The sequence below is a fragment of the Serratia sp. CY44782 genome, assembly GCF_052168715.1.
Lineage (GTDB): Bacteria > Pseudomonadota > Gammaproteobacteria > Enterobacterales > Enterobacteriaceae > Serratia > Serratia nevei.
Window position 1 is genome coordinate 97848 of the sequence record NZ_JBJNME010000005.1, and the last position, 24297, is coordinate 122144.

Below are 24297 nucleotides of genomic sequence, written 5' to 3' on the forward strand. Positions count from 1 at the left end.
GATAAAATTAACGCTGATGATATTGGCGGCGAGCATTCTCAATACGGGCTTGCTGAGCCATTTCTACCGAGACGACGCGGCGCCCCACCGGCCACAGCGCGATGGCGGCAATTTTGAAATTGGCGATGCCGACCGGAATGCCGATGATCGAAACGCACTGCACAATACCGGCGGCGATGTGTGACAGGCACAGCCACCAACCGAACAACACCAACCAGATAATGTTGAGCAGTGAACCGCCGGCGGAGAGCAGTGCATTGCTTTTTTCCGGGTACAGTTCATCGACATGTATCGCTTCGTTGCCGAACGGCACCAGCGACAGCTTGGTGATTTCCCAGCAGGAGCGGGTGAGGGGCAGGGTGATGACCAGCAGCACGCTGAACACCGTGGCGATCAGCCAGCCCAGCGTAGTGAAGAAACCGCCCAACACAAAATTAAGAATATTCAGTACAGTACGCATAGACGTCATTCTGCTCTAATGATGACCAAACCGCGATGCGGGCGTATTCACGATAAAAACGCAAAATCTATTCTACCCTTTTTTTAGCGCTAGAGTGCCACTGCTTATCGCAGGTAAACTGGCAGATATCCGTTATTTAATCTCAACATAGTCATGGCGCGACGATATGGAACTTAAAGCGACATCGCTGGGGAAACACCTGGCTCAGCACCCTTATAACCGCGTGCGGTTGCTGCACGCCGGCGTTGAGGTGAGCGGGGAAAAACATGAATACCTGATCCCCTTTAATCAATTGATTCAGGTCAGGTGCAAGCGAGGCATCGTCTGGGGCGAGCTGGAGTTTGAGTTACCGGACGAAAAAGTGGTGCGGTTGCACGGCACCGAGTGGCAGGAAACGCAGCGTTTTCATCACTATCTGCAGCAGGCATGGCAACAGTGGAGTGCCGAAATGAGCGAGGTCAGCGCCGGCGTGTTGCAACAGCAGGTGGCGCAGATCCAGCGCATCGAGCAGCAAGATAAATGGTTCAAAAAGTCTGAGCTGGGCAAGCTGCAGCAGCAAATCCGCGAAGCTTTCTCCGCGTTGCCGATGCCGGTGGCGCGTCTGGATGAGTTCGACAATTGCCGGGCCGATTACCACCTGTGTCAGCAATGGCTGCAGCAGGGGCAACGCAGCGTCGAACAGCGCAACCGGCAGTGGACCGAACGCATGCTGGAGCAACACCATGATTTCTTCCAAACCGTCGAGAGTTCACCGCTCAATGACTCCCAGAGCCGTGCAGTCGTCAACGGCGAGGATTCTGTTCTGGTATTGGCGGGGGCCGGCAGCGGCAAAACGTCGGTGCTAGTGGCGCGCGCCGGCTGGCTGCTGCGCCGTCAGGAGGCGGAGCCGGGGCAAATCTTGCTGTTGGCGTTCGGCCGCCAGGCTGCCAGTGAAATGAATGACCGTATCAAAGAGCGCTTGGGCGATGTCGGTATTCAGGCCAAGACATTCCATGCGTTGGCGCTGCAGATCATTCAACAGGGCAGCCGCAAGGCTCCGGCCATCAGCCGGTTGGAAACCGATGCCAAAGCACGCAAAGAGTTACTGATTACCCATTGGCGGCAACAGTGCGCGGAGAAGAAAGCTCAGGCCAAGGGGTGGCGTCAGTGGTTGAGCGAAGAGCTGGAATGGGAAGTGCCGGAAGGTGACTTTTGGCAGGATCAACGCCTGACGGATCGGCTGGCGGGCCGCTTGGAACGCTGGCTGGGGCTGATGCGCATGCACGGCGGCAGCCAGGCGGAAATGATTGAGCAGGCGGATGAAGAAATCCGCGATCTGTTTTCAAAACGCATCCGGCTGATGGCACCGCTGCTGAAAGCCTGGAAAAGCGCCTTGAAAGAGGAAGGGGCGGTGGACTTCTCCGGTCTGATCCATCAGGCGGTCAATATTCTCGACAAGGGGCGCTTTGTCAGCCCGTGGAAACATATTCTGGTCGATGAGTTTCAGGATATCTCGCCGCAGCGTGCGCTGTTGTTGGCGGCGCTGCGCCGGCAAAACAAACAGACCTGCCTGTTTGCGGTGGGGGATGACTGGCAGGCGATTTATCGCTTCAGCGGCGCAGAGTTGACGTTAACCACGGCGTTCGCTACTCACTTCGGTGAAGGGGCGCAGTGCGCGCTGGATACCACTTATCGCTTCAATGAACGTATCGGTGAGGTAGCCAACCGCTTCGTGCAGCAGAACCCGCACCAGCTGCAAAAACCGCTCAACAGCCTGAGCAAGGGCAATAAAAAGTCGGTGGCGATCCTGCCGCACGAGCAGCTGGAGCCCTTGCTGGATAAACTGAGCGGCTATGCCAAGCCGGATGAGCGTATCCTGCTACTGGCGCGCTACCATCATCTGAAACCGGAAGCGCTGGCGAAGGCGGCCACCCGCTGGCCTAAGCTGGATCTGGAGTTCATGACCATCCACGCCAGCAAGGGGCAGCAGGCGGAATACGTCATCATCGCCGGTTTGCATGAAGGGCGTGACGGTTTCCCCGCCGTAGCGCGCGAGTCGGTGTTGGAAGAGGTGCTGTTGCCACAGCCGGAGGATTTCCCAGATGCCGAAGAGCGCCGTCTGCTGTATGTCGCGTTGACTCGTGCCAAACATCAGGTCTGGCTGTTGCAGGATCGTGAACGTCCTTCGGTGTTCGTCGAACACCTGCAGGATCTTGGCGTACCGGTGCAGAAAAAACCGTAGGCATCAGGCCTGGCGGTAGCCAGGCCGCGAGGGCTATTTCAGGCGGTCTTGCAGATAGCGCTGATAGTCGGGGATGGCGATCTCCACCTCGCTTTTGAACAGCGGAGAGTCAATCAGAAAGTCAGCGGTCGAGCGGTTGGTGGCCACCGGGATATTCCATACGGTCGCCAGCCGCAGCAGCGCCTTCACGTCCGGATCGTGCGGTACCGCGTTCAACGGATCCCAAAAGAAGATCAGCATGTCTATCTTGCCTTCTGCAATCAATGCGCCGACCTGTTGGTCGCCGCCCATTGGGCCACTCAGCATGCTGGTGACCGGAATGCCGCTGGCGCGCTGGATCAGATTGCCGGTGGTGCCGGTGGCGTACAGTTGATGCTGCGCCAGAATGGTCTTGTGGCTCTCTACCCACTCCAACAGGGCTTGTTTGCGGTGATCGTGCGCCACCAGCGCAATGTGCTTGCGCGCGGCGATAGTGCGGGTGGTCAATTCCATCTCGATGTCCTTCGCTAATCGGGGATGTGCGACAGATTACTGAAACTGTTTTTCACTGCCTAGCGTTTGCGCCTGAAAATGCGAAGAAAAGGCGCCTTGCGAGGAAAGACGCCGGGTAGGATCAGCGAACCGGTTGTTTATTGGCCCACCGCAGAAAACGTTTCTGCGTTTCTTTGTCGGCTTGCTGGAACCAATATTGCAGCATTTGTTCCGACACATTTTCTCCTTTCAACGTCACCGTTGGGGCGCTCAGTGGCGTGCCGGCCAGCGGGGGGGTTGAGGGATTGCCGGCGTTCATCTGAACGAAGGAGGAGACGGAGGCCGGGCGATTCTGGCGGTTATAATCTGTCATCACTTTCTCCAAATCGGCATTGAAAGTGACGCTGTCGGGATGCAGCACGTCATGTTGAAACGGCAGTGCGTTACCGTCTTTATCGACCACCAGGTAGTTCAACGTTTTGTCAAAGCGTTGCGCATCGCGATCGTTCTCGATGCGCGGCAGTTCGATCGCCACCTGGCTGATCTTTTGCGTATTGAAAGTGGCAACCAGCGGCAGGGATGCATAGGCCTGCGTATGCTGGCCGGAGCGGACGGTTTTGGTCACTTTAAACAGCAGCTGGTGCTGTCCGCCATCCAGTTCAAGACTGTCGGCGCCTTTTAACAACGAACCTGTCATTTTCTTGCCGTCGACCACCAACAGGTCGATGTCCGGGGAGAGTTTCAGGGTCGTAGCCGCGGCAGGCATGCTGATGCTGAGCAACGCCGCAACCACCAGACCAAATTTCATCATTATCTCCTTATAAAGTGACGTAGCCCTAAGTGTTGAACACGGCACAGGTTGTGTCAAAATTTATCAATTGGGTATTTTGTTTACATTTTCACATATTTTATCGCGATTAGACACGACCATGAGCAGTTGAACCGCGACAGCCTCTGACCATAAGATTGCGCTGAAGTTTCCCTCGCGTTGCGTTTAGCCGAGCGGGTGGCGATCGGTTACTCTCGAAGCGGAGAGTGGCGGTGTGATAAACGGGAGTTGAAAGATGCAAGATCAAGAGATTATCGAGCTGTTGCAGCGGGTGAAAACGATCGCGCTGGTCGGTGCCAGCGATAACCCGTCGCGGCCCAGCTATGGGGTGATGGCATATCTGTTGGCGCAAGGGTATCAGGTGATCCCGGTCAGCCCAAAACTGGCGGGGCAGACGCTGCTGGGGCAGCCGGTTTACGCTACGCTGGCCGCTATCCCGCAGCCGGTGGATATGGTTGACGTGTTTCGCAATTCAGAGGCGGCTTACGGCGTGGCGCAAGAGGCAATAGCGATCGGCGCCAAGGCGCTGTGGCTGCAGATCGGGGTGATTAACGATCAGGCGGCGGAGCTGGCGCAACAGGCCGGGCTGCGCGTGGTGATGGATCGCTGTCCGAAAATCGAAATTCCGCGTTTGGGGTTGGAGCGCTGAATAAAAAGGGCCTGGCACGATGCCAGGCCCTCTCGGGTTTCTCAGGTCTTGGCGCGGTCAATTGCGCAAGCGTGGCGCCTGTAGCTGGTGACGGATGGATTCCGCCAGTTCATCCAGCGATGGTTGCTCGGGGTGTGCCTCCTGGGCTTCGCTATCCAGCTGCGCTTCAGCCAGATAGGTGTGTACCGGTTGGCCTTCCTCGTCTTCCATCACCACGTGGTACCAAGGGGCGGAACGCAGTTCATCGTTCGCCGCTATTTCGTCAGCTTTGGGTTGTTCCAAAGAGTATTCCGGGTCGATATCGATAACGACACCCAAATACCCCAGCAGTTTATGCCTAACCTGTTGTCCGATACCGAATTTGCTGGCAATCATGATGACCTCCTGAGAAACAATGCCTTGCTCATATATGGGGGCAAAGCAGCGCATTTCAAGTTACATCACCCGACAAGCGAATCCTTTCAGGTACAGCCCTTCAGGGTACGTGGCGATCACCGGGTGATCGGCCGCCTGACGGAACTGTTCTATAAATTGTACATCACGTCCGGCATCTACAGCGGCGTCGGCCAAAATTTTCTGGAACAGGTCGGTCGGCATCAGACCGGAGCAGGAGAAGCTGAGCAGAATGCCGCCCGGATTCAGCAGCTGCAGCGCCAGCATGTTGATGTCTTTGTAGCCGCGACAGGCGCTGGCCAGCTGGTTCTTGTTCTCGACGAACTTCGGCGGATCCATGATGATCAGATCGAATTTCTCACCTTGGGTGCGGTAGTTGCGCAACAGCTGGAACACGTCATCGCGGACGAACTCTGCCTTGTTGAGATCCAGCTTGTTGAGCTCGACGTTCTGCCGGGCGATGTCCAGCGCCGCCTGCGAGGTATCCACGCTGATCACCTGCGCGCAGCCGCCCATCAGAGCGGAAACGGCGAAGGCGCCGGTGTAGGAGAAGCAGTTCAGCACCCGACGGCCGGCGGAGTAATTACGCGCCGCCAAGCGGCTGTCGCGCTGGTCGAGGTAGAAACCGGTTTTGTGCCCCTGCTGAATATCCACCAGCAGCTTCATGCCGTGTTCGGTGATCGGCAACAGCTCAGGTGGCAGATCGCCCAGCACCGGGCCCTGCGCCAGAGGCAGGCCTTCTTTTTTGCGCACCGCAACGTCGGAACGATCGTAGATCGAACATTCCGGGTAGCAATGCTGCAGGGCGGAAAGCAGGGCCGGGCGCTGGTATTCGGCACCGGCGGACAGCAGCTGCAACACCAGGAAATTCTGGAAGCGATCGATAGTGATGCCCGGCAGGCCGTCGGACTCGCCGGCGATCAGGCGGTACCCGTCCAGACCGTCGCGCTGCGCGACCCAATCGCGCCAGCTTTGCGCTTGCTGCAGGCGGCGGATGAAGAAATCGATGTTAATCTCTTCATCTTGCTGGAAAGTCCAGACGCGTGCGCGGATCTGCGACTCGGGCGAATAGGCGCCGCGCGCCAGCCATTTTCCCTGGCTGTCGAGAATATCGATGGTTTCACCGGAGTGGGCTTTGCCCTCAACGCGTTGAACGGCGCCGGAGAACACCCAAGGGTGGCGACGGAGTAAGGACTTTTCACGTCCTTTGGCGAGAAACAGGCGTACGGTCATAATTAATAATGCTGCCAGCTAGGAGAGAAAGAGTGACACGGCGGTGCAAAGGCACGGCAATGCCATAACGAAAACTGAATAAGGGGGCGATTATGACACAAGTTTGCGTGGCTGCGTATGTGTATGGCGTGGTGCAGGGGGTAGGGTTCCGCTATTCCACCCAGCGGCAGGCTGAGGCGCTGGGAGTGACCGGCTATGCGCGCAACCTCGATGACGGTAGCGTTCAGGTGGTGGCCTGCGGCACACAGACGCAGGTGGACAAGCTGGTGGCGTGGTTGAAACAGGGCGGCCCGCGCAGCGCGCGCGTCGAACGCGTGCTGGTGGAGCCGCAGGGCGTAGCCGATTACGCCGGGTTTGGCATTCGCTATTGAACGCCTGCCTGCAGCAGCGCTGCGGGCAAAGCGGTCAGATGCATTTTACCGGTTTTGGCAATCCGGCGATTTTGGTGGCTTGTTTGGCCGGCCCTTTCGGGAACAGGCGATACAGATAGCGGCTGTTGCCTTTTTCTTCGCCGTATTTCTGCGCCATGGCTTTGACCAGCATGCGAATAGCCGGTGAAGTATTAAATTCTTGATAGAAGTCGCGTACGAAGCGCACGACTTCCCAGTGTGCTTCGGTGAGCACGATCTCTTCCTGCGCGGCCAGCAGCGGCGCGAGTCCCTCGCGCCAGTCGGCGCTGTTTTTCAGATACCCCTGTGCGTCAGTGTCGATAACCTGACCTTCAAACTCCAACATACTGCCTCGATAACGGATGATTCGGAACGGCCGCCAGTTTAGCAAATTTTCTCGGCCGCAAAAAACAAAGCCCCGCGGAAGCGGGGCCAGAAAGGTATGTGTAACCTGCAATCAGTTACTGCGGGCGAAGCCCAGAATGCTCAACAGGCTGATGAACATGTTGTAGAGCGACACGTACAGGCTAACGGTGGCACGAATGTAGTTGGTCTCGCCGCCGTGAATGATGTTGCTGGTTTCCCACAGGATCGCGCCGGCGGAGAACAGGATGAACAGCGCGCTGATAGCCAGGTGCAGGGCAGGGATCTGCAGGAACAGGTTGGCGATCACCGCCACCAGCAGCACCACAAAACCGGCCATCATCATGCCGGACAGGAACGACATGTCTTTACGGGTGGTCAGCACGTACGCCGAGCAGCAGAAGAAGACGGCTGCGGTACCGCCCAGCGCCAGCATGATCAGGTCGCCCGCGCCGGCGTTCAGGAATGAGCTGAGGATCGGGCCGAGGGCGTATCCCATGAAACCGGTCAGCGCGAACGCCGCCAGAATGCCCGCCGGGCTGTTGGCCAGTTTATGGGTCAGGAACATCAGGCCGTAGAAACCGACCAGCATCAGCAGCAAGCCTGGCGCAGGCAGACCCAGCATCGTGCTGGCGGTCGCGGTCAGGGCTGAGAAAGCCAGGGTCAGGGATAACAGAAAATAGGTGTTACGCAGGACTTTATGCGTGCTGAGCAGCGAGTCGCGCGAAGAAGATGAGACGACAATGCGGTCCATAATGCTCTCTCTTATCAAGCCATCACAAAATAATCCCGATGATAGGCAGCGCAAGCGCTTGATTAAAGTTTGTTTACCAATCTTTACCCTTAGTTATCATTATGGCAACAGTGAGGGAAGGTGTTCGTTTGATCGCCGTTTGCTTTGCCTTCGTCGATTTTTCGCGCGGTTGAACGCGTTCGGGCTTTACAAGCGAATAAGGTCTGTTTATAGTTCGCGTCGTTGCGGAGGGGTGGCCGAGTGGCTGAAGGCAACGGTCTTGAAAACCGTCGACGGGAAACCGTTCCAGAGTTCGAATCTCTGCTCCTCCGCCATACATTCTGACCCCGTGCTCTCTGAGCACGGGGTTTTTTGCTTTTGCGTGCGCAGAAACCGGGGCGCCTCTGCAGGAAACGCGATCGGCTATTGATAAGGGCCATGCATCGGTGAGATTATGCGCTCATCAAGGTCGGCCGCTCGGATGCCTGCTGCTGTCAGGCGCTACCGGTGCGATAATCAGCGCCACCTTATCAATTTCGCTTAATGCTCTTATGGAGATAGAGATGAACTGGTATCAAGTCGCCTTATGGACCATGATCTTTTTGAAGTCCGGCGCTTTCCTGGTGTTCGTATGGTGGTGGATGTTCAAACGCGCGACCAAACCTTATGTCCGCCCGCAAGACGTCGTGGTGGATGATACGCCGTACGATGAGAACCTCACCATGGAAGAGGTGATGAAAAACCATGGCATCGTCCGCACGGATATGTCGGTAAAATAGCCCCTCCCTAACCGGTATCTGGGGCGTGTTTGCCATAAACGCGCCCTTTGTGCTGTTTCGCTGCCTCTCCATTACATTCTGTTTTCACGTTAACGGCATAGCGTGACCGGGAAAAGCACGCCATGAACGATGTACGCATCCTGCCGAACTTTACGCATCGAAAAAACGCCGTTCTTAATGCCGAGAGAGATCATGGGGATTTCTTTGGTCAGCTCATCCGGTGCGTTGTCGTCGGGGGTTTTGCTGATTTCTCGGTGGGTAGTCATGTAAAACCCGTGAGCTAACCTCCTTATATCTAAGTTTATTTTTCTATCCAGGCTGTAGGTTTTTCCTCTCACGGTAATGTCCCCGCGCTGCACGATCATGGCATGGTGTTCGTCATAGATGAATAAACTGCCCGTCACTTTTAATTCCAGGTCATCGCCTGAAGCTAATCGTTTTTTAGTTATCGTATCGGCCTGGCAATTCATATGCACAGGTGCGGCGGGTGTTAAAACGCGAAACAGGACAATGAAGAGGATCACTGCCAAAAATCCGATAATCAGTATTTTGGGATTGTGCAATGCGGCCATTTATTTTCCGTTGAGAATTTTGTAGGTGACACACTGGGTATATTGATCTTGCGAACTGAGATAACACACACCGAGAAAGGTGTTATAAGTCAACGTGTGCTTTACGGAGGAGAAATAGATATCCGCCTTGCTGTTGATGCAATCGACGCCGCTGCTCTCTAACGCTTGGTTAACCATGCTTTTTTCCAGGTTGTCATCAATATGCTTGTCCGCATCCAGAGAATACAAGGTGCAGCGGTCTTTTTTTCCTAGCGGAACTAACTTTTCTCTCGGTTGATCGGGTGGTTCAATAGGATAGAAGGCCGCGATGAACAACAGCGGAATAAATACGCCGCAGATAGCGGCAATAGCGCTAATCTTTACCTTCTTCTGCGGTGACGTGATATGAGATCCGGCAACCGACTGGGGAGGCGAAAGCGGCTCTGATGTGGAAGAGGGCGGCGTTTCGTTCACGGTTGTCTGCGGTGATGGATAAATATCAATCATGGCGGTAAAGCAAAAGCCGACTTTCGCCAGGGTCTTTATGGGGGAGGTTTCTCTCCCCAGCAGTTTGAATGCTTTCCTTATTTCACTGACGGCCACGTTGAGGCTGATCGATGAGCCTGAAAAACCATACTCTTCCCATACCTTTTTTATCAACATCTCACGTTTCAATGGGATATTCGGATGAGTCAGCATTTCAATTAACAGGCGTGAAGCCGGGTTGGATATCCGTATCGATGACTCATCATTGTCAATGAGTTGGAGACGACACGCGTTTGCGTCATAGATAACGCAGAGGTCGATAATATATTTCATGTATTCAGGTTTTTATAATGATATAGGCTTCCAGTTCGCGGCTAGTATTTAGTGAAACTTCGGAGAGGTCAAGGTTCCGGACGGAAAACATAAATAATTCAGGTCTGTTTTTATTTTTCCGGCGAAAGGAATGTACGGTGAATTACCCTCTTACCGGCCTTTTTTGGTGTTAAATGCTGAAAATTAAATATTTTATAGATTATAATAATTAAAATTTGCGTTAATAAAAATAATGTTCCTGTTGTTAATGGTTTGATGCAGAATTATCTTAGTGTTTTACGGCACCGGTTTACGTGCCAGTCGCTTATTGTTTGCTCCCGAACGGCAATGCGAATTTTCCAAGAAGACGGCGGGTATTTAGTGCAAGGTATCGCCGTTATCCTTAGCCATGGATGGAGGAAGTATGCTCAGTATCGGTATCGTATCTGAAAACATATTTTTCAGAGAAGCGATAAAAAGAATATTGATGCCAAGGATTTTTCATAAAGATCACGTTATTGCCTACTACGACGATCTGCCTTTGGCTATGGGGCGTAATTGCCACGATATTCTGATCGTCGATGATGCGGTAAAAAGCATGCTGCGCTTCAGCATGGCGATGACATTATTGTCTGCTATTCATGGCGTAAAGGTTTTTTTGACGACGGAAGAAAAACGCCGTCTGTTATTTCGTTCCGTATCGCGTGATGTGGTTGTGCTCGATAAAAAAATCAGTATCCCCGGTATGAGTAAAGAGTTTTCTTTTCTGGTGGATAAGGTCACGCAGCGCTCTGCATTAAATGGAGGCGTTGAGGGCGGAGCGGTTCGCAATACGAAAAACCGCCTGACGGAAAGTGAGGTGGAAACGCTCCATTTGCTTTCCTTCGGCTATACGGTGACTCAGGTTTCCCGAATTCTTGATAAAAGTGTAAAGACGGTCAGCACGCAGAAATGCAGTGCGCTACGCAAAATGGGATTGAAGAATCGGGTACACAACTTATTGGAGATTTCATCCGATTTCTCGGAGGTTCTCTAGAAATTCGTTATTTTCATCGTTTTTATTGTCGGGTGATGAATAACGCTATGGCTTGATTTTATAAAAACAGGAATGTGCTCATCCTTTTGCCTCTGTATTACGGGGAGGGATTATTTCATCCCGCCGGCAGCGGCCGTTTTTTATTTATTCTCTCAAACCAAACTGTTATGGAGTTTTATCTCATGATGAAGAAGATGTTTTCTGTTGCAATCATGGCGACTGCGGTCGCTGCGCCTACGGCTTTTGCTGAAGACAATTCCGCCGGTGGCATCATTAACTTTACCGGTGCCATTACCGACACCACCTGTACGATTAACGGCGGCAAAAGCGCGGATTTCACCGTAGCACTGAGCCCGATCTCGGTGACCGACGCGGGGAACGCCGTTGGGCCAATCACCAAGAACAAGAAGTCCTTCTCGCTGACCTTCTCCGGCTGTTCGCCGGCGGCCGGTACCGCAGGCACCCCGTTGAAAATCTACTTCTCCTCTGCGGATAACATCTCTACCGACGGCAAATATTTGCTGAACAACTCGGTCAACGAAAACGACGCTTCCGTCGCGAAGAACGTGGGCTTCTCTCTGGCGGAAACCGGTTCTTCCACCCCGATCCAGCTGAACGTGCCTTACGTCACCGACATCATGGGTGACAAAACGGCACCGGATTCAGAAACCCTGACGCTGGACGCGTACTACTACAAAACCAACGCCGAAGCGGCAAAAGTGGGCGCTCTGAGCTCCAACGTGACTTACACCATTTCTTACCTGTAATCGCGCTGAAAGCCAGGCCCTTGATGGGCCTGGCCACCCGGGGGAACGATGAAAAAATACATGATGATAGCGGCGCTGTTGCTCGGTTCCGTTGGCGCGCAGGCCAATGTGGTAGTTAACGGTACGCGGGTGATCTACCCGGCAAACAACAAGGATGTGATTGTCCAGCTGCTGAATAACGGCGCCGATCCTTCACTGGTTCAGGCCTGGATCGACGACGGCGATATCAATTCCACCCCGGAAACCGCCAACGTGCCGTTTTTGCTGTCGCCGCCGGTGGTGAAAGTGAACGGCAACAGCGGGCAGCAGCTGCGCATTCAGAAAGTCGGCGCCGCGTTGGCGGCGGATCGCGAATCGGTGTTCTATCTCAACGTGCTGGATATCCCACCGACGCCGGAAAACCTGCAGGGCACCAATACGCTGCAGCTGGCGATCAAGTCGCGCATCAAACTGTTCTACCGCCCGCAGGCCTTAACTCGCGGCGTAGAAAATGCATTGGAGAAATTGACGCTGCAAGCCAATGGCAAAGGGTTCAACGTCATCAACAGCAGCCCGTATTTCATCACGGTAGCGAATATCGGCCAGGGTACGGACAAGCATCTGCTGGTTGATTCGCTGATGGTCGCGCCGTTTTCCTCCCAGTTTGCTGCCAGCAAACGATCGGTCAGTAAAAACGTCCGTTATGACCTGATGTATATCGACGATCTGGGGGCTTACAAGTCTAAAGCCATCACCGCACACTAACCTGAAAGAACAACAATGAAGCTGAATAAAAAAGTCCTCTCGCTGCTGACCGCCTCTTCATTCTTGTTGCCGGATACGGCCTGGGCGGTGACGTTCGACACTTCGCTGTTGGCCGGCGAATCACGCGATTCCGATCTCTCGCGTTTTTACCTCAATAATGACATGCCTGCCGGCCGACAGGAGATCGATGTGTATGTCAACCATGACTGGAAAGGGCGCTATGCGCTGCTGTTTGGCACACAACGCGACGATATCCAAATCGACTACCAGGATGCGCAGCGGCTGGGCATCGATCTGAGTCAGTTGCCGAGGCCCCAGGCACCGTTGACGACGCTGTCGATCGCCACGCTGGTACAGGGTGGGCGGTTCGATATGGACGTCGGTGCGCTGAGCCTGCGGCTGACGGTGCCGCAGGCGCGGGTCAACCGGTCGGAGGCGGGATACGTGGATCCGGCCTTCTGGAATCGCGGCATCTCCGCATTGACGCTGGCTTACAACGCGACGTACTACCACGCCGAGGCGCGCGGCGACGGCAATCACAGCAACAATGACGATTTTTATACCGGGTTGGAATCCGGGATCAATCTGGCCGGCTGGCAATTTCGCGACAGCAGCAGCTTTCGCCACGGCAGCGGGCGGGGGAGCCACTGGCAGAACAACACTCGCTACCTGCAGCGCGGCTTCGCCGACATCAAGTCCAACCTGACCGCCGGTGATTTTTATTCGCCGGGGGATCTGTTCGACTCGGTACGCATCCGCGGGGTGGCGCTGGCGTCGGACATCAGCATGCGCCCCAACTCGCAGCAGGGCTTTTCACCGGTCGTGCGGGGCGTGGCGCAAACCAACGCCCTGGTGAAAGTGATGCAGAACGGCAACGTGATCTACCAGGAAAACGTGCCGCCGGGCGCCTTTACCCTCGACAGCATTCAGCCGACCGGCTCGGCGGGCGATCTGTGGGTGACGGTCAAAGAGGCGGATGGGCGCGAACAGTCGTTCAGCGTGCCGTTTTCCGCCGTACCCAACATGTTGAAACAGGGTGTCAGCCAATACAGCGTGCTGGCCGGCAAGGTGAACGAAAGCAATACCGATTACGATCCCGGCTTTGTGCAGGGTACCCTGCAGTACGGTTTCAACAACCTGGTGACCGGTTATGCCGGCAGCATTTTGAGCGACGACTATCAGGCCTGGCTGCTCGGCAGTGGCTGGAACCTGCCGATAGGGGCGGTGTCCATCGACCTGACGCATGCCGATACCCGCCTGAAAAACCGCCGTGAAAGCGGGTAAAGTTTCCGTATTGCCTACAGTAAATTCCTCGACGTCACCGCGACCAACTTCACGCTGGCGGCCTACCGTTACTCCACCCGCGGTTACTACAGCTTTACCGACGCCATTTACTCCAATGACGGCTACCGCCAACTGGAACGGCAGTTTGACCGCTGGCGCGACGAGGAGGGCGTGTCCGAACTGGATATGAACACCTGGGACGCGCTGCGTTCCGCCCGGCCGAAAAATACCTTTACGCTTAACCTGAACCAGCGTCTTAACGAAGGGTGGGGCACGCTGTTCTTCTCCGGTTCCCAGCGCGATTACTGGACGGCCAACGCGAAAAGCCGCGAATACCAGCTGGGATACTCCAACAATCTGGGGCGCGTCAGCTACTCCGTTTCCGCCAGTCGGGTGCGTAATAGCCAGCGTGCGGAAGAAACGCGTTATTACCTGTCGTTCAGCCTGCCGCTGTCGGTGTTCGACAACAACGCTTATCTCAGCACCGGCCTGTCGGCGACGGACTCTCACTATCAGCAAAGCACGGTCAGCCTGAGCGGCAATGCCCTGGAATCCAACCGCCTGAGCTATTCGCTGAGCGGTAGCAATCGCAGCGGCGGCGACAACATGGCTAGCGTCAATGCGGCCTATCGCACCCGCGTTTCGACGCTTGGCGCCTCCTACAGCGAAGGCAACGACTATCGCCAGAGCGGCCTCAGCGCGCGCGGTAGCCTGGTAGCGATCCCTTGGCATGTGCTGGCGTCGAACGAAATCGGTAACACCATGACGGTGGTCGAGGCGCCGCAGGCCGCAGGGCTGATGGTCAACGGCGACGAAAGCATCGTGACCAACGTGCAGGGTTTGGCGCTGGTGCCTTATGCCACGCCGTACCGGCAAAATTCGGTCACGCTGTCGGATACCGGCCACAGCAGCGGGGCGGAAATCAGCGGCAACGTTGCCAACCACGTGCCGTACTACGGTGCGGTCAGCTACCTGAAATTCGAAACTGACCAACGTCGGCCATTCCAGCTGCGGGCGCAGCGCGCCGATGGCGCACCGCTGCCGTTCGGCGCCGAAGTGCTGGATGAAAACGGCCGGTCGATAGGTTTTGTCGGCCAGGCCAGCGTGTTGTATCTGCGCGCCGAACAGCCGCCGACGGCGTTGGCGGTGCAACTGCGCGACGGCCGTTGCCGCATCGCCAAACCGACCCTGGCGCTTGACGCGTCGCCCGGCGTTTGCCGCTAATACAGGATAACCGAACCTATGATCAGGCTGATTTTTTTGCTGCTGCTGTCCGGGCTGTTCAGCGGCTATAGCTATGCTTCCTGCTATGGCAAGGGAGTAGAGTTTGCGTCGCCGATTTTCGTCGATCTCTCCGATAAGCTGAGCGCCAATACGCCGGTATGGGAAGCACAGTACAATACCCAGTACACCGGCACCTTTAACTGCAGCAAGTCCAAAAGCAACTTTTCCTACACTATCAAACTTCCGACGAAAGACTCGCAGGCCGCGATTTTCGGTTTTAACGATGGCCAACAGTGGGTCCGCGCAGAAATCACCAACAAGATAGGCGACAGAACGTTGAGGGGGAGAGGGGAACACTCTGCTTCAGAATTAAATTCCCCGATGACCATTCGTTATTCTCTGGTGCAAAAGCCTAAGGATGGGCGGGTGGTACCGGGCGATACACTGATGCTCGATGATGCTTTAATGGTGAGTGACGTGACCGGCATCGGCATACTGGAATTACCGTTTTGGCTGCTGGAGCAGGTGGGGAAACTGCTCACCTGGTTGCTTACCGGCAATTGGCCTTATGACGATCGCGATATGTATGGCCAGCCGATGCACATCAAGTACGCGCCGAAAACCACCACCTGCCGTTTCGACAACGCCGGCCTGACGGTCAGATTGCCCAAAATGGGCGTGGCGCAGGTGCTGAGTAACAACCAACCCGGCTACACGCCGTTCTCGCTGAACATCAGCTGCCAGAACATGCAGCAGGAAGGCATCGCCGATCGCGCCGTTGAGATGTTCCTGTCCAGCAATAACCTGCTGGCCTCAGACGCCAGCGTGTTGACCAATGCCAATGCGGGCGGGGCGCAAGGGGTGGGGCTGCGTCTGGTCAAGCGCGATATGCCGAGTTCGCCGGTGGTACTGTCGCCTTCCAACGTCGATCGCGGCAGCGCCACCTCACTGTTTCACGTCGCCGCCGGCGGCAGCCTGAACAGTCACTTCATCATCGGCATGGGGGCTTATTATTACCCTTATCAGCGAGATGGCGTCACGCAGGGGGAAATCAACACCTCGGCCACGTTGAACATCATCTATCCCTGAGAGGCTCGGGCCCGGAATAATCGGTGCGCAACTTGTTTCGCTCACCGGTGTTCCGTCATGCGATCGAAAATATGCGCGCCGGCGCCCTGTTGGCCCAAAATATCGTTTGGGTTGCGCAGCGGGCAGTCGGTGAGCGACAGGCAGCCGCAGCCGATGCAGCTGTCGAGATGGTCGCGCAGCACCGTCAGCCGCTGAATGCGCTCATCCAGGGTTTTGCGCCAGGCGGAGGACAAAACTCCCCATTGTTCGGCGGTCAGCTTGCTGCCGGCAGGAAAGCGGCCCAGCGTGGCGCGGATCTCCTCCAACGGAATGCCCGCGCTTTGCGCGATTTTGATCACCGCGATGTAGCGCAACACCACCGGCGTGTAGCGGCGCTGGTTACCGGCGTTGCGCGTTGCCTGAATCAGCCCCTTGCTTTCGTAAAAGTGCAGCGCGGATACCGCCACGCCGCTGCGCTTCGCCACTTCCCCCACGGTCAATAGCCGATAGGTGTCAATCGGTTCATTTCTTGCCATTCCACGTTCCTCAGCTTGACCTCAAGTTAACCTGAGGTTTTATAGTGCAGCCAGCCGGGCTTGGCAACCGGCATCTCTCGTCACCTGCCTGCGCTGCGTCGGGGGAAGGATGGCTTTGGCTGTAAAATCAGGAAGAAACCGTTACATGATGAAACGATACCTCATTATTGCCGCGCTGCTGGCGGCGCTCGCCGTCGCCGCCGTTGCGATGCGATCCACCGCGCGGCAAAACGAAGGCGCGCCGGCCTATCCGCCGGTGAAAGTGGCGCTGGCGCCCGCCCTGCGTGAACAGGCGGCGCGCAGTTACGCCGGCGTGGGCGAGCTGGAGGCGGCCAGCCAGGTGGCAGTGGCGGCGGAGACCAGCGGCCGCATCACGCGCATTCTGTTCGAATCCGGCCAAACGGTGCGACAGGGGCAACTGCTGGTGCAGCTCAACGATGCGGTCGAGCAGGCTGAGCTGGTGCGCCTGCAGGCGCAATTGCGCAATGCCGATCTGCTATTGGCGCGCATGCGCAAGCTGATGAACCTCAACGCCACCGCGCGGCAACAGCTGGACGATGCGCTGGCCGAACGGGATATGGCGCTCGGTGCGGTGCAGGAAACGCAGGCCAAAATCGCGCAAAAGGCAATCCGCGCGCCGTTCGCCGGCACCATCGGCATTCGCCGCGTGCATGAAGGGCAATACCTCAACGCCGCCGACGCGGTGGCGAACCTGGTGGACGCCGATACGCTGCGCGTCAACTTCTCGCTGGACGAACAAAGCAGCGCCGGGCTGGCGCTGGGGCAGGCGGTGTCGGTGCAGGTTGGGGCGTACCCCGATCGCGCTTTCCCCGCCGCCATCACCGCTATCGACCCGATGATCGGCAAATCCCGCACCGTGCAGGTGCAGGCGACGTTGACTAACCGTCAGGGGCTGCTGAAGGCCGGCATGTACGCCGGCATTCGCGTCACGCAGCAGCAGCGCGTGGCGGTGTTGACGGTGCCGGAAACGGCGCTGACCTACACGGCCTACGGCGATACCGTGTTCCTGGCGCAGCAGGGTGAAAAGGGCATGACGGTCAAACGCGTCTCGGTCGCCGTGGGTGAGCGCAACGACGGGCGCGTCGAGATCGTCAGCGGCCTGCAGGAAGGCGATCGGGTGGTGACCTCGGGCCAGCTCAAGCTGAGCGACGGCATGGCGGCCGAACCGGTGGCGCAGGATACGTTGAACGCCGCCCAGGCTGGTTCTTGAGGAGAGACCGATGACATTTACCGATCTGTTCGTGCGTCGGCCGGTGCTGGCGCTGGTGGTCAGCACCCTGATCCTGCTGTTCGGCGCGCTGGCGCTCAGCCAACTGCCGATCCGTCAATACCCGTTGTTGGAAAACTCCACCATCACCATCAGCACCGACTATCCCGGTGCGTCGTCCGAGCTGATGCAGGGCTTTGTCACGCAGCCGATCGCCCAGGCGGTGTCGTCCGTCGAGGGCGTTGACTACCTTTCATCCTCGTCGGTGCAGGGGCGCAGCGTGGTGACGGTGCGCATGGCGCTGAACCGCGATTCGACCCAGGCGTTGACCGAAGTGATGGCCAAGGTTAACCAGGTGCGCTACAAGCTGCCGGAGCAGGCTTACGATCCGGTGATTGAGCGCTCCGCCGGTGAAGCTACCGCCGTGGCCTATGTCGGCTTTTCCAGTAAAACGCTGTCCACGCCGGCGCTGAGCGAATACCTGACGCGGGTGGTGGAGCCGATGTTCACCACTATCGACGGCGTCGCCAAGGTGGAAGTGTTCGGCGGGCAAAAAATGGCGATGCGCCTGTGGCTGGACAGCGATCGGCTGGCCGGCCGCGGCCTGACCGCCGCCGACGTGGCCGACGCGGTGCGGCGCAACAACTACCAGGCGGCGCCGGGCAAGGTGAAAGGGCAGTATGTGGTTGCCAACGTGCGGGTGAATACCGATCTCACCAGCGTGGAGGAGTTCCGCAATCTGGTGGTGCGCAACGACGGCAACGGCCTGGTGCGCCTGAAAGACGTCGGCACCGTGGAGCTGGGCGCCGCAGCCACGGAAACCAGCGCGCTGATGGATGGCGAACCGGCGGTGTTTCTCGGCGTCTTCCCCACGCCAACCGGCAACCCGCTGGTGATCGTCGACGGCATTCGTCACCTGATGCCGGCAATTGACAAGATGCAGCCGCCGGGCGTGAAGATGGCGCTGGCGTTCGAAACCGCACGTTTTATCCAGGCCTCGATCGATGAAGTGGTGCATACCCTGCTCGAAGCGCTGGCGATCGTGGTGGCGGTGATCTACCTGTGTCTGGGGTCGCTGCGCACCGTGCTGATCCCGGTGGTGACCATTCCGCTGTCGATCCTTGGCGCTGCCGGGCTGATGCTGGCCTTCGGCTTCAGCGTCAATTTGCTGACGCTGCTGGCGATGGTTTTGGCGATCGGTTTGGTGGTGGACGACGCTATTGTGGTGGTGGAGAACGTGCATCGCCATATCGAAGAGGGGAAAACGCCGCTGGCGGCGGCGATGATCGGCGCGCGCGAAGTGGCGGGGCCGGTGATCGCCATGACCCTGACGCTGGCGGCGGTCTACGCGCCGATCGGCCTGATGGGCGGGCTGACCGGCGCGCTGTTTCGCGAGTTCGCGCTGACGCTGGCCGGCGCGGTGGTGGTGTCCGGCGTGGTGGCGCTGACGCTGTCGCCGGTAATGAGTTCTCTTCTACTGCCTGCCAAACAGAGCGAAGGGCGCGTGGCGCGCGCCGCCGAGTGGTTCTTCGGCGGCCTGACGCGGCGCTATGCGCGCGCGCTGGATTTCTCGCTGCACCACCGTTGGATGACCGGCGCGCTGGCGCTGCTGGTGATGATCAGCCTGCCGCTGCTGTACCTGATGCCGCAGCGCGAGCTGGCGCCGACCGAGGATCAGGCCATCGTACTGACCGCCATCAAGGCGCCGCAGCACGCTAACCTGAACTATGTCGAGCGCTTTGCGTACAAGCTGGACGAGGTTTACAACCGCATGCCGGAAACCGAAAGCCGCTGGATCATCAACGGCAGCGACGGCACGGCGTCCGGCATCGGCGGCATCAACCTGACGCTGTGGCAGGCGCGCCAGCGCTCGGCGTCGGCGGTGCAGGCCGATCTGCAACGGGCGGTGAACGACGTCGAAGGCACCAGCATTTTCGCCTTCCAGTTGCCCGCCTTGCCGGGCTCCACCGGCGGGCTGCCGGTACAGATGGTGCTGCGCACGCCGCAGGACTACCCGCAGCTGTATCGCACCCTGGAAGAGGTGAAGCAGAATGCCAGAAACAGCGGCCTGTTTATGGTGGTGGACAGCGATCTGGACTACAACAACCCGCTGGCGGAGGTGCATATCGACCGCGCCAAGGCCAACAGCCTCGGGATACGCATGAGCGATATCGGCGAATCGCTGGCGGTGCTGGTGGGGGAGAACTACCTCAACCGCTTCGGCATGGACGGGCGCGCCTATGACGTGATCCCACAGAGCCTGCGCGAACAGCGGCTGACGCCGCAGGCGCTGGCGCGGCAGTACGTTCGCACGCAGGACAATACGCTGGTGCCGCTCTCCACCGTGGTGTCGGTGGCCGTTAAGGTCGAGCCGAACAAGCTGACCCAGTTTAACCAGCAGAACGCCGCCACCCTGCAGGCCATCCCCGCCCCTGGCGTTTCGATGGGCGAAGCGGTCGCCTTCCTCGAACGGCAGGCCAATGCGCTGCCGGCCGAATTTAGCCACGACTGGCAGGGGGATTCGCGCCAATATACCCAGGAAGGCAGCGCGCTGGCGTTCGCGTTCCTGGCGGCGTTGGTGATCATCTACCTGGTGCTGGCGGCGCAGTATGAGAGCCTGAAGGATCCGCTGATCATCCTCATCACCGTGCCGCTGTCGATCTGCGGCGCCTTATTGCCGCTGGCGCTGGGTTACGCCACGATGAATATTTATACCCAGGTCGGGCTGGTGACCCTGATCGGGCTTATCAGCAAGCACGGCATTCTGATGGTGGAGTTCGCCAACGAACTGCAGATGCATCAGGGGTTGACGCGGCGCGCCGCGATTTTGCAGGCGGCGCAAATTCGCCTGCGGCCGGTGCTGATGACCACTGGGGCGATGGTGTTCGGCTTGATCCCGCTGCTGTTCGCCAGCGGCGCCGGTGCCGCCAGCCGCTTCGGTCTGGGGCTGGTGATCGTGTCCGGCATGCTGGTGGGCACGCTGTTCACCCTGTTTGTGCTGCCGACGGTGTACACACTGTTGGCGCGCGATCACGCGGTGGCGTCGCCCCGGCAGCGTGAGTTGGCCGCCGCGCAAAAGGCGCTGACGGAATAAACCGCCGGCGCCCGGATGAAAAAATAAACCCGCCGAGGCGGGTTTTTTCGTCAGTTTTTGCAGCCCATCAACTCCGGCAGGACGCCGGGCTTGCTCTTCAGCGAGGCCTGCACGTCGTCCGGCAGACCGGCCCAGATGATCAGGCCGGTGCGTTTCTCGATCTCGTCCACCGTCACGCGGAATTGGCAGAAATCGGCGCCCTTAGGCGTGTTCTGATCGAACAGGAAGGCGGCATAGTGGTTTACCGCCGGGCTGTTGTTGATGAAAATCACCTTCCAGTAGGCGCTGGGGATGGTGTGCGCTTTCTGGGTGCCCGGCAGTTTGCCCATATCGCGCTCGTACAGCGGCCCGGTCACGGTATAGACCGAGGAAATATCTGCGCGATCGATCAGCTTGCGTTCCTGATCTTCCAGCCGCGCCCAGGCGCCCTGGTTAAGATCGGACTTTTGCGGCGTGATGTTGGACAGGTAGTTCAGCGATTCCCAGTCGGAAACGCCCGCCAGCGAGGCCAATGGCGCCTGATGGCCGCGATCGACCTTCAACGCCGCATTGGCGCCGGTGTAATCGGCGGGCGCCAGGGTATCCGCCGGATTGAGCGCCGGATCAGTTTTCCAGTTGCGCGTCTTGCCGCTGGCCGGCGTGTCTTTGGTGATGTGATAGGCCACCCAGTTGGCGAACTTGGTGGTGCTGTTGTTGTTCAACGTATAAGCATGACGCACGATCGACACGTTGCTGCTGCCGCCGGTCGGGCAGCCGACCGCGCAGTTGTCGATGGATTCGAGCGTGTCGGCCGACGCCTGTGCGGCGAACAGCAGGGCGGCCAGGGCCAACATCTTGTTGTTAAAGCGCATATTCATATCCTCAATAAGTTAAAAAATACTGTATATATTTACAGTGAATTAAACTTATCGCAGTGAAACGAATACAACAATGCAACACATTCGTGTTGTGAATGTGTCAGCTTTGATACAGCCATTGTTAATCTGAAGGCAGCAGAAAGAAAAACGGCGTCCAACAAACGCCGTTTCAAAGGAGGTTATTCCAGCAGGTCGTTGACCGTGCGGCGCACATAGTGTGTCATTTGCGCCAGATCGTCCGGCGACACCGGGCCGCCGCCGGCGCGCACCACCTGCTGTTCAATCTGGGCGATCTCTTGCTCGACTTTGTTGGCGATTTGCACTTTGACTATCTTGTCCACCGAAGACAGCAGCACCTTCAAGACCACTTTCAGCGCGATGTTCTCGCAGAACGAATCGTAGTGATGAACCGGCGGCGGCGGGGCCGGAGCCGGCTCGGGCGCGCGCGGAGCCAGAGCCTTGAAGCTGTCTACATTTTCAATAATAAGATCCATGTCTCTTATTAGTTCATCAAAATCTTTAGACACTGACTTATTCCCTTCGCTGTGCGCAAAAAACAGAACGCCCGTCCTCGCGCCTAAGGCTGACAAGCGACGGGCAGAACGAATTCGGGCCTGGCCTTCAGACGCTGAATGGCCGGGGGAGGGGCATTCTAACCTTGCGGCGGGTCGGCAACAAGATGGGGCCGTGCGAATGCGCGGCCCTTTGAATCACAGGCGCAGGAGGGTGCTTAACTTTTCAGCTTGGCGGTGATTTTTGCCACGTGCTCGCCCTGATAGCGGGCAATGGTCAACTCTTCGTTGCTCGGTTGCCGCGAACCATCGGCGCCGGCGATGGTGGTGGCGCCATACGGGGTGCCGCCGCGTACCTGCGAAACGTCAAACAGCTCTGGCGTGGCATAGCCGATCGGCACGATGATGAAACCGTGGTGCGCCAGCGTGGTCCAGGTGGAACTGATGGTGTGTTCCTGGCCGCCGCCGGTGCCGGTGGAAGAGAAGACGCTGCCTACCTTGCCGTACAACGCGCCGGAGGCCCACAGGCCGCCGGTCTGATCGAGGAAGGTGCGCATCTGCCCGGCCATATTGCCGAAGCGGGTCGGCGTGCCGAAGATAATGCCGTCATAGTCCGCCAGCTCCTGCGGGCTGGCGACCGGCGCCTGCTGATGTTGTTTGCCACCTGCTTTGGCAAAGGCCTCCGGCGTCATGGTTTCCGGCACGCGTTTAATCGTCACGTCCACGCCGTTAACCCGATTCGCGCCTTCGGCCACCGCCTGCGCCAGGTGTTCGATATGGCCGTACATTGAGTAATAAAGCACCAACACTTTCGTCATGTTCCGTACTCCCGCTCAGATGATTAACAAAAACCCTTGATAAGCATAGAAGCGAATGACGAATTTGGTTTTGTCGAATGGCGGATTCAGGGCAAGCGCCGCAGCTTGTGCGCCAGCCGCTGTTCCTGCCAGCGGCTGAAGACATTGCGCAGCAGCAGGGTACGCACTGCCCGCATGACCAGCGCGAGGCTCATGCCGCCGATCGCCCACAGCGACCAGAGATATTGCGGATGGGTAAACCAGTTGATGGCGAACAACATCACACCAATCACGGCGAAACGCACCGCCATGCTCAGCAGTTTACCTTCTGCCGCGACCTGGCGACGAATGCGCTGTTCGTCAGGCGTCTCCTCCTCCATTGCCTGTTGCGGCTGCGCATTGAGATCGCTGACCTGCACGCCCAGCGCGGCAGCGATCGCGGTCAAGGTTTCCAGGCTGGCCTGTTCACCGTTTTCAATCCGCTGGACGGTGCGGGTGCTGAGGCCGGCGATCGTCGCCAGCTGCTCCTGCGACCAGCCTTTTTCCAGACGTAATGGCCTGATGCGGTACTTTTGCATGGTGCACTCCTGAGTTCGCTGTCACTGTCATTCAGTGTAGGGCGAGCGGGTTGGCGGCGCCACGACAGCGGCACGACAGCGACACGACATCCGCCGCCGATGCGGGCCGGCGGGCGGTCAGAAGGCGACGTTGCGGATAAAGCGCAGGGGCAGGTCGGCGTGGTTGGCGTAAGCGTAGCGTTGATCGCTGTTGAAGGTTTGCGCGGCGCCGGCGGTGAGCGTCAGCGTATCTTGTTCCAGCTCCAGCGTCAGGGTACCGGCAATCACGTAGATCATTTCGCTCCAGCCTTCGGCGTCCGGCGCAGAGTCATAGCGCTCGCCCGGCATCAGCGTCCATTCCCACAGCTCGGCCCGCTGCCGCGCCGGTACGCTGGCGGCGAACAGCGCCTGGCTGCCCGGCTGCGCGCCTTGCCAGGCCAATTCCCCGACCATATGGCTGCCGCGCGCCTCCGGTGCTTGGATCAGGTCGGTAAAGGAAATCGCCAGGGCGGCGGCGATCTTGTCGAGCACCGCCAGGCTGACGTTGCGATCGCCGGCCTCGATGCCCGCCAACATGCGACGGCTGACGCCGGAAAGCTCGGCCAGCGCCATTTGGCTCAGGCCCGCCTGTTGGCGGTAGCCGCGCAGATTGCTGCTCAGGTACTGCAGCACCTTGGGGGGATCGGTTTTTGCGTTATGCGCCGTATTGCTCATCGCCGGACTT

At 57.9% G+C, this 24297-nt stretch carries 25 protein-coding genes, 1 tRNA gene and 1 pseudogene; 12 read left to right on the plus strand and 15 right to left on the minus strand.

Annotated elements, in window-relative coordinates:
• Positions 1–7 precede the first annotated feature (7 nt).
• Positions 8–460, minus strand: coding sequence for a YccF domain-containing protein (locus ACJ8HT_RS10700; RefSeq protein WP_049200455.1), 453 nt, complete (start codon positions 458–460; stop codon positions 8–10).
• A 166-nt stretch (positions 461–626) separates the two neighbouring features.
• Here ACJ8HT_RS10700 and helD point away from each other — a divergent pair, with 166 nt between their 5' ends.
• Complete coding sequence (helD, locus tag ACJ8HT_RS10705; protein ID WP_197652034.1) at positions 627–2681, plus strand: DNA helicase IV; 2055 nt, start codon at positions 627–629, stop codon at positions 2679–2681.
• Positions 2682–2714: 33 nt separating this feature from the next.
• On the opposite strand, the gene ACJ8HT_RS10710 is transcribed toward helD, so the two are convergent.
• Both ACJ8HT_RS10710 and ACJ8HT_RS10715 read right to left on the minus strand, forming a co-directional pair.
• Complete coding sequence (locus tag ACJ8HT_RS10710) at positions 2715–3173, minus strand: methylglyoxal synthase (RefSeq protein WP_015377363.1); 459 nt, start codon at positions 3171–3173, stop codon at positions 2715–2717.
• A gap of 121 nt (positions 3174–3294) precedes the next feature.
• Entirely contained in the window at positions 3295–3960 is a 666-nt protein-coding gene (locus ACJ8HT_RS10715; protein ID WP_194572771.1) for a DUF2057 family protein, read from the minus strand.
• 256 nt (positions 3961–4216) lie between these two features.
• Between ACJ8HT_RS10715 and ACJ8HT_RS10720 the strand changes: the two genes are divergently transcribed.
• Positions 4217–4630, plus strand: coding sequence for a CoA-binding protein (locus tag ACJ8HT_RS10720; protein ID WP_194572754.1), 414 nt, complete (start codon positions 4217–4219; stop codon positions 4628–4630).
• A gap of 57 nt (positions 4631–4687) precedes the next feature.
• Here the strand turns inward: ACJ8HT_RS10720 and hspQ are convergent, their stop codons facing one another.
• Both hspQ and rlmI read right to left on the minus strand, forming a co-directional pair.
• Positions 4688–5005, minus strand: coding sequence for a heat shock protein HspQ (gene hspQ / locus ACJ8HT_RS10725; RefSeq protein ID WP_033637900.1), 318 nt, complete (start codon positions 5003–5005; stop codon positions 4688–4690).
• A 60-nt stretch (positions 5006–5065) separates the two neighbouring features.
• On the minus strand, positions 5066–6256 hold the full coding sequence (gene rlmI / locus ACJ8HT_RS10730; RefSeq protein WP_060442462.1) for a 23S rRNA (cytosine(1962)-C(5))-methyltransferase RlmI: 1191 nt from the start codon (positions 6254–6256) through the stop codon (positions 5066–5068).
• Between the two features lie 92 nt (positions 6257–6348).
• Between rlmI and yccX the strand changes: the two genes are divergently transcribed.
• A complete protein-coding gene (yccX, locus tag ACJ8HT_RS10735) occupies positions 6349–6627 on the plus strand; it encodes an acylphosphatase (RefSeq protein ID WP_197652033.1) in 279 nt (92 codons plus the stop codon).
• 34 nt (positions 6628–6661) lie between these two features.
• On the opposite strand, the gene tusE is transcribed toward yccX, so the two are convergent.
• Together tusE and yccA are read right to left on the minus strand one after the other, a co-directional pair.
• Positions 6662–6991, minus strand: a complete 330-nt coding sequence (gene tusE / locus ACJ8HT_RS10740; protein ID WP_049200467.1) for a sulfurtransferase TusE — start codon at positions 6989–6991, stop codon at positions 6662–6664.
• A 111-nt stretch (positions 6992–7102) separates the two neighbouring features.
• Positions 7103–7762 (minus strand): FtsH protease modulator YccA, encoded by a 660-nt coding sequence (gene yccA / locus ACJ8HT_RS10745; RefSeq protein ID WP_004928091.1) that lies wholly within the window; start codon positions 7760–7762, stop codon positions 7103–7105.
• A gap of 226 nt (positions 7763–7988) precedes the next feature.
• Between yccA and ACJ8HT_RS10750 the strand changes: the two genes are divergently transcribed.
• Together ACJ8HT_RS10750 and ACJ8HT_RS10755 are read left to right on the plus strand one after the other, a co-directional pair.
• Positions 7989–8076: transfer RNA gene (locus ACJ8HT_RS10750), tRNA-Ser, on the plus strand.
• Positions 8077–8304: 228 nt separating this feature from the next.
• On the plus strand, positions 8305–8520 hold the full coding sequence (locus tag ACJ8HT_RS10755; protein WP_016928277.1) for a hypothetical protein: 216 nt from the start codon (positions 8305–8307) through the stop codon (positions 8518–8520).
• Between the two features lie 89 nt (positions 8521–8609).
• On the opposite strand, the gene ACJ8HT_RS10760 is transcribed toward ACJ8HT_RS10755, so the two are convergent.
• Both ACJ8HT_RS10760 and ACJ8HT_RS10765 read right to left on the minus strand, forming a co-directional pair.
• Positions 8610–9092, minus strand: a complete 483-nt coding sequence (locus ACJ8HT_RS10760) for a hypothetical protein (protein ID WP_060440259.1) — start codon at positions 9090–9092, stop codon at positions 8610–8612.
• Positions 9093–9890, minus strand: coding sequence for a winged helix-turn-helix domain-containing protein (locus tag ACJ8HT_RS10765; protein ID WP_194572756.1), 798 nt, complete (start codon positions 9888–9890; stop codon positions 9093–9095).
• A gap of 403 nt (positions 9891–10293) precedes the next feature.
• On the opposite strand from ACJ8HT_RS10765, the gene ACJ8HT_RS10770 reads away from it, so the two are divergent.
• The 5 genes and pseudogenes from ACJ8HT_RS10770 (at position 10294) to ACJ8HT_RS10790 (ending at position 16013) form a co-directional block, all read left to right on the plus strand.
• Positions 10294–10905, plus strand: coding sequence for a response regulator transcription factor (locus tag ACJ8HT_RS10770; protein ID WP_197652032.1), 612 nt, complete (start codon positions 10294–10296; stop codon positions 10903–10905).
• A 185-nt stretch (positions 10906–11090) separates the two neighbouring features.
• Positions 11091–11672 (plus strand): fimbrial protein, encoded by a 582-nt coding sequence (locus ACJ8HT_RS10775; RefSeq protein WP_422663508.1) that lies wholly within the window; start codon positions 11091–11093, stop codon positions 11670–11672.
• A 48-nt stretch (positions 11673–11720) separates the two neighbouring features.
• Positions 11721–12416 carry a fimbrial biogenesis chaperone gene (locus ACJ8HT_RS10780; RefSeq protein WP_194572759.1) on the plus strand — a complete coding sequence of 232 codons (696 nt, stop codon included), beginning with the start codon at positions 11721–11723 and terminating at the stop codon, positions 12414–12416.
• A 15-nt stretch (positions 12417–12431) separates the two neighbouring features.
• A pseudogene (locus tag ACJ8HT_RS10785) lies at positions 12432–14924 on the plus strand (fimbria/pilus outer membrane usher protein).
• Positions 14925–14942: 18 nt separating this feature from the next.
• Positions 14943–16013, plus strand: coding sequence for a fimbrial protein (locus ACJ8HT_RS10790; protein WP_195873624.1), 1071 nt, complete (start codon positions 14943–14945; stop codon positions 16011–16013).
• 41 nt (positions 16014–16054) lie between these two features.
• On the opposite strand, the gene soxR is transcribed toward ACJ8HT_RS10790, so the two are convergent.
• Positions 16055–16528, minus strand: coding sequence for a redox-sensitive transcriptional activator SoxR (gene soxR / locus ACJ8HT_RS10795; protein WP_195873625.1), 474 nt, complete (start codon positions 16526–16528; stop codon positions 16055–16057).
• Positions 16529–16673: 145 nt separating this feature from the next.
• Here soxR and ACJ8HT_RS10800 point away from each other — a divergent pair, with 145 nt between their 5' ends.
• Both ACJ8HT_RS10800 and ACJ8HT_RS10805 read left to right on the plus strand, forming a co-directional pair.
• Positions 16674–17759, plus strand: a complete 1086-nt coding sequence (locus ACJ8HT_RS10800; protein WP_060440252.1) for an efflux RND transporter periplasmic adaptor subunit — start codon at positions 16674–16676, stop codon at positions 17757–17759.
• 10 nt (positions 17760–17769) lie between these two features.
• Complete coding sequence (locus ACJ8HT_RS10805) at positions 17770–20850, plus strand: MexW/MexI family multidrug efflux RND transporter permease subunit (RefSeq protein WP_195873626.1); 3081 nt, start codon at positions 17770–17772, stop codon at positions 20848–20850.
• Positions 20851–20900: 50 nt separating this feature from the next.
• On the opposite strand, the gene ACJ8HT_RS10810 is transcribed toward ACJ8HT_RS10805, so the two are convergent.
• From ACJ8HT_RS10810 to ACJ8HT_RS10830, 5 genes are all read right to left on the minus strand, one after another.
• On the minus strand, positions 20901–21701 hold the full coding sequence (locus ACJ8HT_RS10810; RefSeq protein WP_015377376.1) for a DNA/RNA non-specific endonuclease: 801 nt from the start codon (positions 21699–21701) through the stop codon (positions 20901–20903).
• A gap of 185 nt (positions 21702–21886) precedes the next feature.
• Positions 21887–22201 carry a hypothetical protein gene (locus ACJ8HT_RS10815; RefSeq protein ID WP_016928271.1) on the minus strand — a complete coding sequence of 105 codons (315 nt, stop codon included), beginning with the start codon at positions 22199–22201 and terminating at the stop codon, positions 21887–21889.
• Positions 22202–22437: 236 nt separating this feature from the next.
• A complete protein-coding gene (wrbA, locus tag ACJ8HT_RS10820; protein WP_049201633.1) occupies positions 22438–23037 on the minus strand; it encodes an NAD(P)H:quinone oxidoreductase in 600 nt (199 codons plus the stop codon).
• An 86-nt stretch (positions 23038–23123) separates the two neighbouring features.
• Positions 23124–23594, minus strand: a complete 471-nt coding sequence (locus ACJ8HT_RS10825) for a helix-turn-helix domain-containing protein (protein WP_049272896.1) — start codon at positions 23592–23594, stop codon at positions 23124–23126.
• Positions 23595–23711: 117 nt separating this feature from the next.
• Complete coding sequence (locus ACJ8HT_RS10830) at positions 23712–24287, minus strand: helix-turn-helix domain-containing protein (RefSeq protein WP_197652031.1); 576 nt, start codon at positions 24285–24287, stop codon at positions 23712–23714.
• Positions 24288–24297 lie beyond the last annotated feature (10 nt).

Coding starts and splice junctions, on each gene's coding strand:
- hspQ (WP_033637900.1), bottom strand. CDS start 5,005: ATGATTGCCAGCAAATTCGGTATCGGACAACAGGTTAGGCATAAACTG.
- helD (WP_197652034.1), top strand. CDS start 627: ATGGAACTTAAAGCGACATCGCTGGGGAAACACCTGGCTCAGCACCCT.
- ACJ8HT_RS10765 (WP_194572756.1), bottom strand. CDS start 9,890: ATGAAATATATTATCGACCTCTGCGTTATCTATGACGCAAACGCGTGT.
- ACJ8HT_RS10775 (WP_422663508.1), top strand. CDS start 11,091: ATGAAGAAGATGTTTTCTGTTGCAATCATGGCGACTGCGGTCGCTGCG.
- wrbA (WP_049201633.1), bottom strand. CDS start 23,037: ATGACGAAAGTGTTGGTGCTTTATTACTCAATGTACGGCCATATCGAA.
- ACJ8HT_RS10720 (WP_194572754.1), top strand. CDS start 4,217: ATGCAAGATCAAGAGATTATCGAGCTGTTGCAGCGGGTGAAAACGATC.
- ACJ8HT_RS10790 (WP_195873624.1), top strand. CDS start 14,943: ATGATCAGGCTGATTTTTTTGCTGCTGCTGTCCGGGCTGTTCAGCGGC.
- ACJ8HT_RS10755 (WP_016928277.1), top strand. CDS start 8,305: ATGAACTGGTATCAAGTCGCCTTATGGACCATGATCTTTTTGAAGTCC.
- rlmI (WP_060442462.1), bottom strand. CDS start 6,256: ATGACCGTACGCCTGTTTCTCGCCAAAGGACGTGAAAAGTCCTTACTC.
- ACJ8HT_RS10825 (WP_049272896.1), bottom strand. CDS start 23,594: ATGCAAAAGTACCGCATCAGGCCATTACGTCTGGAAAAAGGCTGGTCG.
- ACJ8HT_RS10715 (WP_194572771.1), bottom strand. CDS start 3,960: ATGAAATTTGGTCTGGTGGTTGCGGCGTTGCTCAGCATCAGCATGCCT.
- ACJ8HT_RS10770 (WP_197652032.1), top strand. CDS start 10,294: ATGCTCAGTATCGGTATCGTATCTGAAAACATATTTTTCAGAGAAGCG.
- ACJ8HT_RS10830 (WP_197652031.1), bottom strand. CDS start 24,287: ATGAGCAATACGGCGCATAACGCAAAAACCGATCCCCCCAAGGTGCTG.
- soxR (WP_195873625.1), bottom strand. CDS start 16,528: ATGGCAAGAAATGAACCGATTGACACCTATCGGCTATTGACCGTGGGG.
- tusE (WP_049200467.1), bottom strand. CDS start 6,991: ATGTTGGAGTTTGAAGGTCAGGTTATCGACACTGACGCACAGGGGTAT.
- ACJ8HT_RS10810 (WP_015377376.1), bottom strand. CDS start 21,701: ATGCGCTTTAACAACAAGATGTTGGCCCTGGCCGCCCTGCTGTTCGCC.
- ACJ8HT_RS10710 (WP_015377363.1), bottom strand. CDS start 3,173: ATGGAATTGACCACCCGCACTATCGCCGCGCGCAAGCACATTGCGCTG.
- ACJ8HT_RS10815 (WP_016928271.1), bottom strand. CDS start 22,201: ATGGATCTTATTATTGAAAATGTAGACAGCTTCAAGGCTCTGGCTCCG.
- ACJ8HT_RS10800 (WP_060440252.1), top strand. CDS start 16,674: ATGATGAAACGATACCTCATTATTGCCGCGCTGCTGGCGGCGCTCGCC.
- ACJ8HT_RS10700 (WP_049200455.1), bottom strand. CDS start 460: ATGCGTACTGTACTGAATATTCTTAATTTTGTGTTGGGCGGTTTCTTC.
- yccA (WP_004928091.1), bottom strand. CDS start 7,762: ATGGACCGCATTGTCGTCTCATCTTCTTCGCGCGACTCGCTGCTCAGC.
- ACJ8HT_RS10760 (WP_060440259.1), bottom strand. CDS start 9,092: ATGGCCGCATTGCACAATCCCAAAATACTGATTATCGGATTTTTGGCA.
- yccX (WP_197652033.1), top strand. CDS start 6,349: ATGACACAAGTTTGCGTGGCTGCGTATGTGTATGGCGTGGTGCAGGGG.
- ACJ8HT_RS10780 (WP_194572759.1), top strand. CDS start 11,721: ATGAAAAAATACATGATGATAGCGGCGCTGTTGCTCGGTTCCGTTGGC.
- ACJ8HT_RS10805 (WP_195873626.1), top strand. CDS start 17,770: ATGACATTTACCGATCTGTTCGTGCGTCGGCCGGTGCTGGCGCTGGTG.